Source organism: Vibrio sp. 99K-1 (assembly GCF_013114585.1).
In the GTDB taxonomy this organism is placed as follows: Bacteria; Pseudomonadota; Gammaproteobacteria; order Enterobacterales; family Vibrionaceae; genus Vibrio; species Vibrio chagasii_B.
The window spans coordinates 25,981-38,729 of sequence record NZ_VTXF01000005.1; the positions used below are offsets into that span (position 1 = coordinate 25,981).

Annotated in this window: 21 protein-coding genes; 17 read left to right on the plus strand and 4 right to left on the minus strand. The window is 43.4% G+C overall.

What is annotated here, in order from left to right; all coding sequences use genetic code 11:
• The first annotated feature begins 44 nt into the window (after window positions 1-44).
• The 10 genes from F0228_RS05340 to F0228_RS05385 all read left to right on the plus strand — a co-directional run bounded on the left by F0228_RS05340 (window position 45) and on the right by F0228_RS05385 (window position 5,743).
• A complete protein-coding gene (locus F0228_RS05340; protein ID WP_061031374.1) occupies window positions 45-461 on the plus strand; it encodes a VOC family protein in 417 nt (138 codons plus the stop codon).
• Between the two features lie 42 nt (window positions 462-503).
• On the plus strand, window positions 504-911 hold the full coding sequence (locus F0228_RS05345; protein ID WP_171731879.1) for a GNAT family N-acetyltransferase: 408 nt from the start codon (window positions 504-506) through the stop codon (window positions 909-911).
• A gap of 61 nt (window positions 912-972) precedes the next feature.
• On the plus strand, window positions 973-1,554 hold the full coding sequence (locus F0228_RS05350; RefSeq protein WP_105057108.1) for an HD domain-containing protein: 582 nt from the start codon (window positions 973-975) through the stop codon (window positions 1,552-1,554).
• A 168-nt stretch (window positions 1,555-1,722) separates the two neighbouring features.
• Complete coding sequence (locus F0228_RS05355; RefSeq protein WP_061031371.1) at window positions 1,723-2,136, plus strand: GNAT family N-acetyltransferase; 414 nt, start codon at window positions 1,723-1,725, stop codon at window positions 2,134-2,136.
• A 67-nt stretch (window positions 2,137-2,203) separates the two neighbouring features.
• Window positions 2,204-2,596 carry a hypothetical protein gene (locus tag F0228_RS05360; protein ID WP_116870521.1) on the plus strand — a complete coding sequence of 131 codons (393 nt, stop codon included), beginning with the start codon at window positions 2,204-2,206 and terminating at the stop codon, window positions 2,594-2,596.
• Window positions 2,597-2,758: 162 nt separating this feature from the next.
• A complete protein-coding gene (locus tag F0228_RS05365; protein ID WP_105057110.1) occupies window positions 2,759-3,016 on the plus strand; it encodes a hypothetical protein in 258 nt (85 codons plus the stop codon).
• Between the two features lie 104 nt (window positions 3,017-3,120).
• Window positions 3,121-4,125, plus strand: a complete 1,005-nt coding sequence (locus tag F0228_RS05370; RefSeq protein WP_116870522.1) for a S66 peptidase family protein — start codon at window positions 3,121-3,123, stop codon at window positions 4,123-4,125.
• A gap of 41 nt (window positions 4,126-4,166) precedes the next feature.
• Window positions 4,167-4,688 (plus strand): GNAT family N-acetyltransferase, encoded by a 522-nt coding sequence (locus tag F0228_RS05375; RefSeq protein WP_116870523.1) that lies wholly within the window; start codon window positions 4,167-4,169, stop codon window positions 4,686-4,688.
• Between the two features lie 141 nt (window positions 4,689-4,829).
• Window positions 4,830-5,291, plus strand: coding sequence for a DUF302 domain-containing protein (locus F0228_RS05380; protein ID WP_171731878.1), 462 nt, complete (start codon window positions 4,830-4,832; stop codon window positions 5,289-5,291).
• 227 nt (window positions 5,292-5,518) lie between these two features.
• Entirely contained in the window at window positions 5,519-5,743 is a 225-nt protein-coding gene (locus tag F0228_RS05385; protein WP_105057115.1) for a hypothetical protein, read from the plus strand.
• Window positions 5,744-5,831: 88 nt separating this feature from the next.
• On the opposite strand, the gene F0228_RS05390 is transcribed toward F0228_RS05385, so the two are convergent.
• Window positions 5,832-6,164: a PBPRA1643 family SWIM/SEC-C metal-binding motif protein gene (locus F0228_RS05390; RefSeq protein WP_171731877.1), complete on the minus strand. Its 333-nt coding sequence runs from the start codon at window positions 6,162-6,164 to the stop codon at window positions 5,832-5,834.
• A gap of 266 nt (window positions 6,165-6,430) precedes the next feature.
• Here F0228_RS05390 and F0228_RS05395 point away from each other — a divergent pair, with 266 nt between their 5' ends.
• The 4 genes from F0228_RS05395 (at window position 6,431) to catB (ending at window position 9,123) form a co-directional block, all read left to right on the plus strand.
• Complete coding sequence (locus F0228_RS05395) at window positions 6,431-7,147, plus strand: HAD family hydrolase (protein WP_061031363.1); 717 nt, start codon at window positions 6,431-6,433, stop codon at window positions 7,145-7,147.
• A gap of 41 nt (window positions 7,148-7,188) precedes the next feature.
• Window positions 7,189-7,584 (plus strand): nuclear transport factor 2 family protein, encoded by a 396-nt coding sequence (locus tag F0228_RS05400; protein ID WP_171731876.1) that lies wholly within the window; start codon window positions 7,189-7,191, stop codon window positions 7,582-7,584.
• 86 nt (window positions 7,585-7,670) lie between these two features.
• On the plus strand, window positions 7,671-8,402 hold the full coding sequence (locus F0228_RS05405; RefSeq protein WP_105057119.1) for a glucose 1-dehydrogenase: 732 nt from the start codon (window positions 7,671-7,673) through the stop codon (window positions 8,400-8,402).
• A gap of 94 nt (window positions 8,403-8,496) precedes the next feature.
• Window positions 8,497-9,123: a type B chloramphenicol O-acetyltransferase gene (gene catB / locus F0228_RS05410; protein WP_061031360.1), complete on the plus strand. Its 627-nt coding sequence runs from the start codon at window positions 8,497-8,499 to the stop codon at window positions 9,121-9,123.
• Window positions 9,124-9,157: 34 nt separating this feature from the next.
• Here catB and F0228_RS05415 read toward each other — a convergent pair whose 3' ends face one another.
• Complete coding sequence (locus tag F0228_RS05415; protein WP_105057120.1) at window positions 9,158-10,336, minus strand: BamA/TamA family outer membrane protein; 1,179 nt, start codon at window positions 10,334-10,336, stop codon at window positions 9,158-9,160.
• 115 nt (window positions 10,337-10,451) lie between these two features.
• Entirely contained in the window at window positions 10,452-10,817 is a 366-nt protein-coding gene (locus F0228_RS05420) for a cytochrome c (RefSeq protein WP_061031358.1), read from the minus strand.
• 204 nt (window positions 10,818-11,021) lie between these two features.
• On the opposite strand from F0228_RS05420, the gene F0228_RS05425 reads away from it, so the two are divergent.
• Genes F0228_RS05425 through F0228_RS05435 form a run of 3 tightly spaced genes read left to right on the plus strand, consistent with a single transcriptional unit; the run spans window position 11,022 to window position 12,017 of the window.
• Entirely contained in the window at window positions 11,022-11,273 is a 252-nt protein-coding gene (locus F0228_RS05425; RefSeq protein WP_105024956.1) for a Rho-binding antiterminator, read from the plus strand.
• 8 nt (window positions 11,274-11,281) lie between these two features.
• Window positions 11,282-11,515: a hypothetical protein gene (locus F0228_RS05430; RefSeq protein WP_105057121.1), complete on the plus strand. Its 234-nt coding sequence runs from the start codon at window positions 11,282-11,284 to the stop codon at window positions 11,513-11,515.
• Window positions 11,516-11,567: 52 nt separating this feature from the next.
• Window positions 11,568-12,017 (plus strand): GyrI-like domain-containing protein, encoded by a 450-nt coding sequence (locus F0228_RS05435; RefSeq protein ID WP_061031355.1) that lies wholly within the window; start codon window positions 11,568-11,570, stop codon window positions 12,015-12,017.
• 71 nt (window positions 12,018-12,088) lie between these two features.
• Here the strand turns inward: F0228_RS05435 and F0228_RS05440 are convergent, their stop codons facing one another.
• Window positions 12,089-12,748, minus strand: a complete 660-nt coding sequence (locus F0228_RS05440; protein ID WP_105057122.1) for a glutathione S-transferase — start codon at window positions 12,746-12,748, stop codon at window positions 12,089-12,091.
• Window position 12,749: the final 1 nt, after the last annotated feature.

Genomic DNA, 12,749 nt, shown 5'->3' on the forward strand with positions numbered 1-12,749 from the left:
CATGGCATGATTTTGGTCTTGCTTAACCCATAACAAGGTACGTTATGAAACAAAATATTGTCCATATTGCACTTGTCGTAAAAGACTACGATGAAGCCCTAGACTTCTACGTGAACAAACTCAAGTTTGAGCTTATCGAAGATACCTACTTACCAGAAGAAGATAAGCGTTGGGTTGTTGTTGCTCCACCTAATTCACACGGTGTGAGCTTATTATTAGCGAGAGCCTCCAAGCCCGAGCAATTGGATTTTATCGGCAACCAAGCTGGTGGCCGTGTGTTCCTCTTCTTAAATACCGATGATTTTTGGCGTGACTATGAACGCATGATGTCTCTGGGAATCAAATTCGTTCGAGAGCCGAAAGAGCAAGCCTACGGAACAGTGGCGGTATTCGAAGACCTTTATGGAAACCTATGGGATCTTCTGCAATTAAACCCAGACCACCCAATGGCAAATCGATAAACCTGAATCTTACAAGCCAACACCAAATAGCACCGGAGCAACATGGACATAACCAAAATTTCAGCGGATAACGTGCTCCCCATTCGTCACCAAGTACTCTGGCCAAACAAACCAATGTCGTTTTGTGCGGTAGAAGGCGATGAGCATGCCTCGCATTATGGTGCTTATATTGATAACCAATTAGTTTGTGTTGCGTCTGTTTACGTTCAAGGGAAGCAAGCCAGGCTACGTAAGTTCGCTACATTGCCAGAATACCAAGGGCAGGGTGTTGGCTCTAAGGTGATCGCGCACATCATCAAAGATCTACAAGCGGATAAAGTGAGTTATTTTTGGTGTGATGCTCGCACAACCGCTTTGGGTTTCTATCAAAGGTTTGAGATGCAGGTTGAAGGCGTTGAATTCCAAAAATCGGGAGTCTCTTTCTACAAGATGTCAGTTCAGTGGGGGTAAAGACTTTCACCGTAACCCTGTGCATCACTTAAAACATCAATTCAAGTTAAGGAAGCGTATCGTGGAAGAAATCAAAGGCATTTTGCAATTCATGGCTGAAGTGGAAAAGTTGAAGGATGTTCATAGACAAACGAAGCCAGTTGGTCTGGATCGCTATGAAAACTCCGCTGAGCATAGCTGGCATGTCTGTTTGAGTGCTCTGATGTTGAAAGACTACGCGAATGAAGAGATCGATATAACCCGAGTGATGAAGATGCTGCTGATACACGATCTCGGTGAAATCGATGCGGGTGACACGATCATCTACGCCAGTGAAACGGAAGAAAACAAACTTAAAGAGAGAAACTGTGTCGAGCGTTTGCTTGAGTCATTGCCGAGCCATCTAAGATCCGAATATTTGGAGTTATGGCTAGAGTTTGAAGCGGGTGAGTCACCGGAAGCGCGATTCGGTAAAGCGATTGATAGAGTGCCACCTTTACTTCATAACATCCATGGCGGCGGCCATAGCTGGAAGAAGCACAATATATCTAAAGATAAGGTACTGACATTTAACGGTGAACGCATTTCTAAAGGCAGCAAGGCACTGTGGAGTGAACTAGAAGTTCAACTTGAAGCGGCCGCCGATCAAGGGTTATTGAAGTAAATTTACATCCAGCTTGCCAAGGGTGATGGAAAAGGGATGACATCATCCCCACCTTTTAGGCGCTGATATGCCCTTTAGATTGTGACATTCTCATCAAAATATCGAGGTACTGTTTATTTATACAGTTGCCGTGTGTATTCTCACAGCTCATTAAAAGGAGTAGTAAGAATGGCGTTCAATTACGAAGAAAAAGTCCCAAATCCAGCCGAGTTTTGTGAGATGCGAGTGAAAGCAAAATTATCACCGAAGTCACTGAAGGCAGCCACAATCGCTTTACCAAATAGTTTATACGGCATTTCTATTCGAGATGGTGACCAACTCATTGCGATGGGGCGTGTTGTTGGCGATGGCGCGTGTAATTTTGAAGTGGTTGATGTCGCAGTCGATCCAACCTATCAAGGGCAGGGTTTAGGTAGAAAAGTGATGGAATACATCGACAATTACCTATCGTCTGTGGCATTGGAAGGATCGTATGTTTCCATGATTGCTGATGAACCGGTGTTTTATGAGAAACTCGGTTATAAGCTTGTATCTCCTGCTAGCCAAGGCATGACAAAGAAGTTTCCACCCAAGCGTATGTAATAAAAACTTGTGGCTCTACCATGACGTTATGCAAAGAGCCTCAAGTTTAAAAGGAACACATAAATTAATGAAAAATAGAATCTTGGCGTTATCGCTGCTTGGTCTATCAAGCAGTGTATTCGCTGACAGTGAATTACCAAGCAGTAGTTATGAAATGACCGTTGCAGTGGAAGAGCAATCCCTAAAGCACGACTTTCCATCTGTTAAGTTTGATTACCTTGGCCAGACGCTTACCACGAGCGTTGATGAGTGTTCGTATACTGGAACGCTCTCTGAAGATGACGACAACACGATTCTTCTATCGGCGACGATGTCATGCACTTATGAAAGTGGATCAAGCTACAGTGAGATGCCAGACTTCGTGCTCAAGCATGAGGGTGGTGAAGCGAGTATGAGCTTTGGTGATGGCGATACTGATATGTGGACATACTCCGTCACAGTTAAGAAGCTCGATTTATAATTAATCTTCATTAGCAAGTTGACACGTTAGCCATGGCACTCTCGTCGCCTCTTGCTGCGTAACTACATGCCATGAGACGTCGATCAATATAATAAGTTAGATAATTCAACGTTAGATTGTTACTATGCAATCAACTTTATAAATGTGTATTGGCTTATATAAATGATTGATAGTAAGTACATTAAACACCCATACTACTGTGAAAACTGTAACTCAATGACTCCACACCTTGCTATGAGCAGCTCTGTTGAGGAGCAAAAGGAGCAAGCGGAATCAGAAGCAAGGCAGTGGAAAATAGGGATGTTGGTGGAGTATATCGTAAACCTGCTCTTTAAAGACGACAAAGACACGCCTGGCTTTTTCATAGACCAAGAATATCAATATCAGTGTGAGAAGTGCGGCACCAAGTCATGGCATTGATATTATTGGATTTGGTTTCATTCGATACCTAATTTTTAGCCTCTAAAACTTCAGCTAAAAAGGCTCATTCTGCAGTTTCCTTTTTGTTATGGAGGACAAAGGAAGTGATTTACCCAAAGGCTTTAAACATCGGTGACAAAATTGGTTTTTTCTCACCGTCTTCCCCTGCGACAGTGTTCGCTCCCAATCGGTTTGCTCGCGCTAAAAACTACTTGGAATCAAAAGGTTTCATCTTGGTTGAAGGCTCATTGACGGGGAAGTCTGATGGCTACCGTTCTGGCTCTATTCAAGCAAGAGCCGAAGAGCTAAACCAACTCATTCGAGATCCTGAAGTGCGCTGCATTATGTCTACAATCGGTGGCAATAATAGCAACTCGTTATTACCGTATATTGACTATGAGGCACTCAAAAACGATCCAAAGATCATCATAGGTTACTCCGACGTAACCGCATTGCTATTGGCGATTCATGCTCAAACTGGCTTAGTCACATTTTATGGCCCGGCACTTGTTGCCTCATTTGGTGAGTTTCCGCCGCTGGTTGATCAAACGTTCCAATCATTCAGTGAGTTGTTGTGCGAGAGTACAAGTCAACATCAATACACCATTCCCCAGGTATGGACGGATATTAAACACGACTGGGAAACTCAGAACTCCGCGAAGCCAGTCTACAACAATGAATGGAAGTTTATCGGCAAAGGAAAAGTCAGTGGCCGAGTGATTGGTGGTAACTTGAGTACGATGGCTGGGATTTGGGGTAGCCAATATATGCCCGAAATTCTCGATGACGATATTCTCCTTATCGAGGACTCGTTGAAGGGTATTGAGACCGTAGAGCGCTCTTTTGCGCACCTGTTGGCTTGCGGGGTGTTTGATAAGGTGGGCGCTATCATCTTAGGTAAGCATGAGTTATTCGACAATAAAGGGACCGGACGAACACCACTCGATGTGCTTCTTGAAGTGTTAAACGGTAAAAACGTGCCGATATTGTATGGATTTGATAGCTGCCACACTCATCCAATGTTAGTCACGCCACTTGGCGTTCAAGGGAGTATCGACTTTGATAATCAGACCTTTGAGCTGCAGGGACCTTGGGTTACTAACTTCTAGTCTCATAGTGTTTCGAGAATCCATTTGGAGCAAGGAAGTGCATGGAAGTCATATCTGAAATTGAAGTAAGTAAAGAGCAGCATCAAGCGATTACGACACTCAGGAATAGTGCATTCCCAGAGCATCAGGTTCAACGCTCATACTACAAACAACTCCCTCATATGCGCGCTCTGCAACACCATGAAGGACAGTTGGTTGGTTATCTTGGCCTTGATTATCGAATGATCAACGTTGGCGGTCATGCTTTTAAAGTTCTAGGTGTTATTGATTTTTGTATCGCCGAGGACGTTCGAGGTAAAGGTCTTGGTTCAACAATGCTTTCTGAACTTGATGCTTATGCAAAGGAGAGGGATGTTGATTTCATTATCTTAATCTCCGAGTTACACAGTTTTTATTCATCGCACGGTTACAACCGAGTCGTTGCCGACCATTCTTGGCTAAGGCTCAATGAGCATCTAAGTTATGGCATCGCTGTCGAGGAAGTTGACGAGCTGTATGTCAAATCGATCAGCGGTGTCAGTTGGCCATCAGGGAAAGTCGATTGGTTAGGGTACATGTATTAACACTGATAATAGGATGCATTGGAAAGGTGATCCTCTCGGCAAACTGAGTTTATAAACCTGTCTATACTGAGTTAGGTTACGCCACGACGTTAGATGGCGCTATGAATGTAAGTTTGATTAGGTTAAATCTCAGAGGTGACGATGAAAAAATTACTACCACTATGCGCCATTCTACTTTCTGCATCCTTTTCAGTTGCCGCTTCCGACGGTTTGATAAAGTACCAAAGTAATTACTCAGTGAAAGAGACGGCAGACCGTTTTGAAGAAATAGCCAAAAGCAAAGGTTTAACCTTGTTTGCGAGAATCGACCATCAGAAAAACGCGAGTACGGTCGATCTTGAATTGAGACCAACTGAAGTCATCATCTTTGGTAACCCGAAAGTAGGGACATCGTTAATGCAATGCGCTCAAGAAGTCGCGATAGATTTACCGCAGAAGGTGTTAGTCACGGAGGATTCTAATAAGAAAGTATGGTTGTCTTACAACGATCCTAATTACTTGGTAGAGCGTCACGCGATAAATGGCTGTGACGAGGTGATTAAGAAGATTTCAGGTGTGCTTAGTAAGTTATCTGAGGCGACGGTTGCTAAAACGAAATCTTGATTAGGTCGCGCTTAGAGCTACGTGCGAAAGAGCAAAAGGTTCACCTCATCAGAAATGTGATCGAGTTAAACAGCTTTGTGCGTAAACAAGTAACTGGCTGAGCGATTTTTCATGGTCGCCATATTTGTTATATGCATCTTTGATTCTATAAAATATCTTGAGATTAACTGAAGCTATGTCATATTCGTATCTCTTAAGTCTCTGTTATCAATAGGATTGTAGATACGATGTATGGAAGTGAACAAACGCGAGCATTTTGTTGTAATTGCAAAGCGCTAACATTGCACAAATACACCTTGTTCAGTAGCCAAGCGCAAAAAGCGCCACAAGATGAGAAGAAACCAGGCTTGCTGATGCAAATCTTGTCCGGGTTTATTTCCAATGGTGCAACGGGAGACTACAAATGTACTCGATGCGGTACCTACCTAGAGACGCCGGACCATCTAGATTGATGAAGGGTTTGGGTAAATAAAAACGGGAAGATCTCAGCGATCTTCCCGTTGTATTTCGTTTTGCTATTGGTAATTCAATTCAGAAGTATTAAGCGCAGCACTTCTTATATTTCTTACCGCTACCACAAGAACATGGATCGTTACGGTTAGGCGTTTTTTCGAACGTCATTGTTTTTGGCTTGTTTAGTACAGTATCAAGCTCAATCGTGTTCTCTTCTTTCTCTGCGTCTACTGTTACGTTAACGAAGATAGCGTGCTCAGCAGCCAGTGCTTCAACTTCTGCTTTACGAGCTTCAGTTTGAACCATTGCAGAGATTGGAGATTCTTCAGTACCCGCTTTTACATCGCGGTTTACGTTATAGCCTGCAAGAACGTGGTTTTGTCTTGTTTCGATACGGCCTTTGAAAAATAGTTTCGACATGGGGTACTCATTCAGAAATAGTGTAATTGCGCTCATATTCATGTTGATGGCGCATGGAGCGGGGGATTATACGCATATATTCCAATTGATAAAGCAATGATCTAATCAAAGGCTTATAGGCTTGTCCTTACACAGAAATACCTAATGTGATCCGTTAAATTTTTGCTTTTGTGTGGATTAGGTTTGAAGTTAGAGATATTTATATTTCACTCTGCAGCCATAGGAGTGGTAAATTCAAATATCTAATCTAAACAAAGAGATAAACAATGAAGCTAGATGCTATCTTGTGGGACTATGATGGAACCTTAGTCAATTCGGTGCCAAAGAATATCGCCATAACGAAGGACATTATCTCTGTGGTTGCACCGCACCTCTCTGGAGAAAACTTGCCAAAGTACTTAACGAGCGAGGTGCTTTATCACGAAGCAAATCACGGCGCTAAAAACTGGCAAGCTTTATATGTCGACTACTACGGAATGTCTCATGATGAAATGTTGGTTGCTGGTGGGATGTGGGCAGAACATCAAGAGAAGAACCAAACGCCAGTCGAGTTGTTTGAGGGTATGGAAGCGGTGATAAACCGGTTTGCAAATCTTCCTCATGGCATCTGTTCTCAAAATTCTCAATTGAATATTCGCGGTGTACTCGATAGCTATGGTATTGGTGAGTTGTTTAAAGCGGTTGTTGGTTATGATGACGTATCAAATGGCAACCAAAAGCCACATCCATTTGGTGGTATTAAGTGCGTTGAAAATATTTTTGGTGAAGGTCAAAGCGACGAGCTTTGTTTAATGTATATCGGTGACCATGAAGCGGATACTCATTTTGCACGCAATATCGAGGCTGCACTTGGTGGGAGAGCTAAGGTGGTTGCTGTTGCCGCGGGTTACAGCCGTTCTGAACCAGAAAAGTGGCAGACTAAACCCGATTACATCGCTAGTAATGTTGATGATCTTTTGGCGATCATTGGCAAATATGCGTAATCAACAAGTACCAAGTAATTCGATAAATTTAAGGAAGAACAATGACACCGAAAGAAGTGGTATTAGGTTTTTGGGAAGCCATGCGTACTAACGATTTTGCAAAAGCGAGCGAATGGTTGGCGGAGGATTTCCAAGGTTATTGGCCTCAGTCGTCTGAATTGACGGTAGGGCGTGATAACTTCACAGCAATCAACTCTGAATATCCAGCAAATGGACTTTGGAAGTTCACACTTAACTCGATTGTGTGTGAGGGCGATACAGTCGTTACTGATGTGTCGGTGACTGACAGTGTTCTTAATGACCGTGTGATTACCTTCCATACCGTGGTTGATGGCTTGATCAAAAAGCAAACTGAGTTTTGGCCGGATGGCTTTGCCCCACAAGAGTGGCGTTCGCAATGGGTTCAGTTAGTCAGCCCTGAATCACTCAATCAATAACCTCAAATGCCACAACACGAGCGCACAGTAGCGTACGTGAATAAAAACAATCAGATAAATTGAAAGTCAGCAAGTTAGGAGAGTTCATGAACAAGGTCGTAATCGTTACTGGAGGAAGCCGAGGTATAGGTGCTGCAACGTCTAAGTTATTAGCAAAACAAGGCTATGCGGTTTGTGTCAATTTCATCCAAAATGAATCAAGAGCTGAAGCGCTAGTTAACGAAATTAGAGAACAAGGCGGCACTGCTATCAGTGTGCGTGCTGATGTATCGGTTGAATCAGACGTTAAATCCTTGTTTGAAATTGCACGCAATAAACTCGGGCCTGTGACTCACTTGGTGAACAATGCGGGCATCTTATTCACTCAATCTGCATTAGAAGATATTGAGCTTGATCGCTTTGAAAAGGTAATGAAGTCAAATGTGTCGAGCTGTTTCCTCTGCAGTAAAGCCTTTATCAAGCAAGCGGATGGTGCTGGCTCGATTGTGAATGTATCCTCTGCGGCTTCACGTACCGGAGCGCCATTCGAATACGTAGATTATGCAGCTTCGAAAGGTGCAATGGACTCCCTTACTAAAGGTTTGTCCCTTGAACTGGCGTCAAGAAACATCCGTGTCAATGGCGTAAGGCCGGGTTGTATCTATACTGAAATGCACGCCGATGGTGGTGAGCCAGGAAGAGTGGATAGGTTGGCTTCACAACTTCCGTTGCAAAGAGGTGGCACGCCAGAAGAGGTCGCGAACTCTATCGCTTGGTTATTGTCAGATGAAGCTTCTTATGTGACAGGGTCATTTATTGATATTGCCGGTGGGCGTTAGGAAAAGTAAGGCTTTTACGCAAAAATAGAAATTAGTTAGAATCATAGCGCAATAAAGAGTACCCAACTAAAAGAACGAAACTAAGAGTACAAATATGAATAACTATTTTGAAAGCCCATTCGTGGGTAAATCACTTAAAGAACAAGTAACCAACCCAAATATCATCGTGGGCGAGCACAGTTACTATTCCGGCTACTATCACAACCATAGTTTTGATGATTGTGCGCGCTACCTGCTCCCTGACAGAAACGATATCGACAAGTTGATCATCGGTAGCTACTGCTCGATTGGTTCTGGTGCCGTGTTTATGATGGCAGGCAATCAAGGTCACCAAAACCAGTGGGTGAGTACATTCCCATTTTTCTACCAAGAAGATGAAAAATTTGAAGGGGCAATCGACGGCTTTGAACGCTCAGGCGACACTGTGATTGGCAATGATGTCTGGATAGGCACAGAGGCGATGATCATGAGTGGCGTAAAGGTTGGCGATGGGGCCATTATCGCTAGCCGCGCAGTTGTAACCAAAGATGTTGAGCCGTACTCAATTGTTGGTTCTAACCCAGCTCGTCATATCCGCTATCGTTTTAGTGAAACTGAAATTGCGCAGTTGCTAGAAATGAAGTGGTGGGAATGGAATGAAGAGCAGATCAAAGGTGCGATGTCCTTGATGTGCTCTTCTGATATCGATGGCTTGTACCAGTATTGGAAGACCTTCGCCTAGTATCTTCTGCTTGGTACATCGAATCGTTATTTAGCTAGATACCGGCTCCGACTTGAAAGTAGAGTGCGGTATCTTCTTCGCTGAACGCAATATCAATCCCTGAAATCAGGCCATAACGCCTTGCGATAAGATAACGAAATCCAACGCCATACGCTGACTGTGAGCTTTGGTCGAACATATCGCTGTCACTGTCGCCAGCATAACCAATCCCAGTAAACACACCGGTAGACCAACGTGGCGTCCATTGTTTGCTTACTTGCACCTCTGCCGCAAAGGTATGCTCTCCTTGATAACGGTTTCTTGCAATACCCCTCAACTGAATGTCTGGATAGTATTGAGGCGATAGAAAGCGTTCATCAGTCGACAAGGATTTGTATTGTCCGCGCAAAGCGAGATTCCATTCTTTGTTGAGTTCCCAATAATTCAGTCCCTCTAGATTGAACGTTTGGTAGTTGTAATCACTGCCAAGTCCATCACCAAACCATAGATACTCAGCGACATAGTTATAGCCTTGAGTAGGATTTAGAAAGCTATTTTTACTGTCATACTCAGCGATTAAGCCCAAACCTGATGAAGTTGGTGAGGTATTACCAATATTGTTTAGGATCTCTTGTGCTTTGGGGTGGTTATTGAGTGACAATTTAGGTGCAAAAAACTGTTGAGATAGGCCAACTAACCATGGTGAGTCTTGGATTCTAAATTGAAGCTTTTGTATCCCTCCCATGCCTTTTAAGCCAAGCTCGATACCTTCATTTGGAGCGAGTGGTGAAAGGGCATTGGGAGAACTTTGTCGGTAGAAAGTCATGTTGATATCGCCATAACCCAAACCACCAAGGTAGCGTATCGAATCCTCTTTCCAGCTTCGCTTGTGACCAATAAATGCCATCCAAGTGCCGTTTTCTGTCGCAAAGCCACCGACTGCGGTGATTGCTGGTGTTAAGAGTTGTGCGCCTCCATCAATCGATTTTTCTGCTAGCTCTTTACGTGTGTTTTTCTGTTCTTCTGATTCATGAAGGAAGATACCGGTGAAACCACCACCGTAGCCAACCGCTGGCTCTGTGATCAAAATCGGGACGGGTAAAAAGCCATAGGCATTTTCAGCTAGGTATTCACCCATGTCCAAGTGACCATCGATTTGGTCGATAAAACTCACCGCACCTGCTGTTGTAGATACGAGCACGAGAGCACTTGTGGCTAGGGGTGTTAAGTTCATAACGTTCCGTATTATTCACTGTCCAATAACTTCAGTGTAATCAAACGAATAGATAGCGCAATAAAACGAACGTTATTAAGTAAGTTCAGCGTTTAAAAGTTGAATCGATTAGCAATTATCGTTGGATCATTTCGACATAATCAAGAATATCAATGGCATCTTGTCTTGTAATCACTCCTTGCCACGATGGCATTCCCTCTTCAATGTCACCTTCTAAAATGTCATCAACCAAGGAGTTCTTTGTCGTAAAGAATTCGCCAAGCTTATTGGGAATATTGGCGGGTTTGCTTGGCAGAGATGCGGCTGTTGGTCCATCACCGAAACCTTTGTCACCATGACACGCTTGGCAAAGCTGTCGATATTTGGTCTTGCCGTTGGCGAAGTGGCTCGCATCATTCGCTGTCGCGGCACTCGCGGTGAATGACATGATTGACGCCATTAAACAAAAAATGAAAAGGGCTATGTGTTTGGTGGTTTTCATTGTCTTGTTCTCATGGTTATTTAACAACGTAAGAATAAGTGGGTGTGGGTAGAAGAAACGTGAATAACCAAAGTGGGACTATGATTAAACCCATGAGCATCTTGTGTATATGCTGTTTCAATGTGACGTGAGTAAATGATTGATTATAAACAGTTTGCATAGAATGGCATGTCGCATTAGCGTGATGGATGAATGGGAGGCATTATGATTAGTTGCAGTGATTACGATTATATTGAAATTGTGTGTATGCACAGATACCCAATTAAGCTCACTTTACGTTCTGGCGAACAGGTCGAGGGTGTTGCATTAGATACCCAGCGTAACCAAGACAAAGAAGAATGCATTAAGCTAAGTGTCTCTGGTCAAGAACAACTTGTTGTATTGACGGGAATTACTGAATTAGAAGTGTGTGTCGACAACCCTCATTTTAAGCAAAAATCTTTCAAAACGTCATAGGGTGACATATGAGTAATTCAATAGAGCAAAGCTACTGCACATCTTGTCGTGATCGTACGCAACACGTTGTTGTTTTGGTTAGAAAGGAGAGTGCATTTGCAGGCAAGCCAAACCAAAAGCGGCATGAATTTATCGCAGGCGTAATTAAAGGATGGCTTCTTGGGCCTTTTATCGCCTCTATGGATGAGTTTTCTCGCCATGTTGTTTGTCAAAAGTGCGGACACAAAGAAATCCAAGACTAGAATCGAGTTGGCTTAACAGTTGACGCAATAAAATGGCTTAGGAAATAGAAGAGTGAAAGAACAAATATTAGGAGCGGTAAAGGCATATGGTTTTTCGGTAAGAACCAACAATACCGATGAAGTTGACCCAGCTAAGGCAAAAATAGGGCAATTATGGCAAGGCTTTTTCGAACAAGCTTTTCCAAAGTTGACTCCGGACTCCAAGGTTTACGGCGTATACACCAACTACGAGTCAGATTTTACGGGTGACTTTGATGTGATTGCTTGTACCAATGCGCTTACTGATAACGCTATGGATGATCTAGTTGAAACCAATATCGAGGCGGGTAAGTACCTAACGTTCTCTGCACAAGGCGAGTTGCCACAAGCGGTGATCGATCTGTGGGGAGAAGTATGGGCGTATTTTAACGCCACAGATTGTCCACATACTCGAGCGTACACAACCGACTTTGAGCTGTACAAAGGCGAAACTGAAGTCGAGATTTCAATTGCGATTCAATAATCTTTGAGTGCAGACGCATCGTGTAAAAGTTTATGAAGTAAAAGAGCCGCTCGTTATGAGCGGTTTTTTTGTTATCCAAAAAGACAATCTTGCTTGGTGTCATTCCATAATGGGTACTGTTTCATTACTTGGGTATAGAGTTTACTTTCAAGGTGCGACCGTAACCAACGCCCAACGTTCTGGTATTCAGACTGCACAAACCATTTCTTTTCTACTCTTACAAACTGACTGACGAATGGCATCACAGCAAAGTCGGCTAGGCTAGGGGAATCTCCAAACAAATAGTCATGGTTGGCGAGCTTAGCCTCAAGCTCGCTAATAAAGGTTTCACATAAGTTTCTACGCTGCTCGATGTCGTCATTGCGATAGCGAACAGAAGCGCGATATTTCTCTAAGTGACCAATAAACTCATTGTCGTTTTGTTGAATGAGTTGGTGGATTTGTTCACTGAGTGAAGGGTTACTCGAACGCAGAAGATCTTGAGGATCGTTCTGCTGAAGCGCCCACATCATCACATCTAAGCTCTGCTCAATAACTTTGCCATCGGATAACACTAATACTGGAACCGTACCTTTTGGCGAACTGGCCAGTAGTTCACTAGGCTTGTCTTTGGTGACGATTTCTCTCAGTAGTACTTGTTGTTTGGATAAAGCGATGCCCATTCTCCCGCGCATGGCGTAAGGACAGCGGCGGAGAGAGTACAGGACAGGTAAAGCTGAAGGATTAGGCATT

Excerpts from the sequence above, each read along its gene's own strand:
- F0228_RS05340 (WP_061031374.1), top strand. The coding sequence starts at position 45 with ATGAAACAAAATATTGTCCATATTGCACTTGTCGTAAAAGACTACGAT.
- F0228_RS05345 (WP_171731879.1), top strand. The coding sequence starts at position 504 with ATGGACATAACCAAAATTTCAGCGGATAACGTGCTCCCCATTCGTCAC.
- F0228_RS05355 (WP_061031371.1), top strand. The coding sequence starts at position 1,723 with ATGGCGTTCAATTACGAAGAAAAAGTCCCAAATCCAGCCGAGTTTTGT.
- F0228_RS05360 (WP_116870521.1), top strand. The coding sequence starts at position 2,204 with ATGAAAAATAGAATCTTGGCGTTATCGCTGCTTGGTCTATCAAGCAGT.
- F0228_RS05365 (WP_105057110.1), top strand. The coding sequence starts at position 2,759 with ATGATTGATAGTAAGTACATTAAACACCCATACTACTGTGAAAACTGT.
- F0228_RS05375 (WP_116870523.1), top strand. The coding sequence starts at position 4,167 with ATGGAAGTCATATCTGAAATTGAAGTAAGTAAAGAGCAGCATCAAGCG.
- F0228_RS05380 (WP_171731878.1), top strand. The coding sequence starts at position 4,830 with ATGAAAAAATTACTACCACTATGCGCCATTCTACTTTCTGCATCCTTT.
- F0228_RS05385 (WP_105057115.1), top strand. The coding sequence starts at position 5,519 with ATGTATGGAAGTGAACAAACGCGAGCATTTTGTTGTAATTGCAAAGCG.
- F0228_RS05390 (WP_171731877.1), bottom strand. The coding sequence starts at position 6,164 with ATGTCGAAACTATTTTTCAAAGGCCGTATCGAAACAAGACAAAACCAC.
- F0228_RS05395 (WP_061031363.1), top strand. The coding sequence starts at position 6,431 with ATGAAGCTAGATGCTATCTTGTGGGACTATGATGGAACCTTAGTCAAT.
- F0228_RS05400 (WP_171731876.1), top strand. The coding sequence starts at position 7,189 with ATGACACCGAAAGAAGTGGTATTAGGTTTTTGGGAAGCCATGCGTACT.
- F0228_RS05405 (WP_105057119.1), top strand. The coding sequence starts at position 7,671 with ATGAACAAGGTCGTAATCGTTACTGGAGGAAGCCGAGGTATAGGTGCT.
- catB (WP_061031360.1), top strand. The coding sequence starts at position 8,497 with ATGAATAACTATTTTGAAAGCCCATTCGTGGGTAAATCACTTAAAGAA.
- F0228_RS05415 (WP_105057120.1), bottom strand. The coding sequence starts at position 10,336 with ATGAACTTAACACCCCTAGCCACAAGTGCTCTCGTGCTCGTATCTACA.
- F0228_RS05420 (WP_061031358.1), bottom strand. The coding sequence starts at position 10,817 with ATGAAAACCACCAAACACATAGCCCTTTTCATTTTTTGTTTAATGGCG.
- F0228_RS05425 (WP_105024956.1), top strand. The coding sequence starts at position 11,022 with ATGATTAGTTGCAGTGATTACGATTATATTGAAATTGTGTGTATGCAC.
- F0228_RS05430 (WP_105057121.1), top strand. The coding sequence starts at position 11,282 with ATGAGTAATTCAATAGAGCAAAGCTACTGCACATCTTGTCGTGATCGT.
- F0228_RS05440 (WP_105057122.1), bottom strand. The coding sequence starts at position 12,748 with ATGCCTAATCCTTCAGCTTTACCTGTCCTGTACTCTCTCCGCCGCTGT.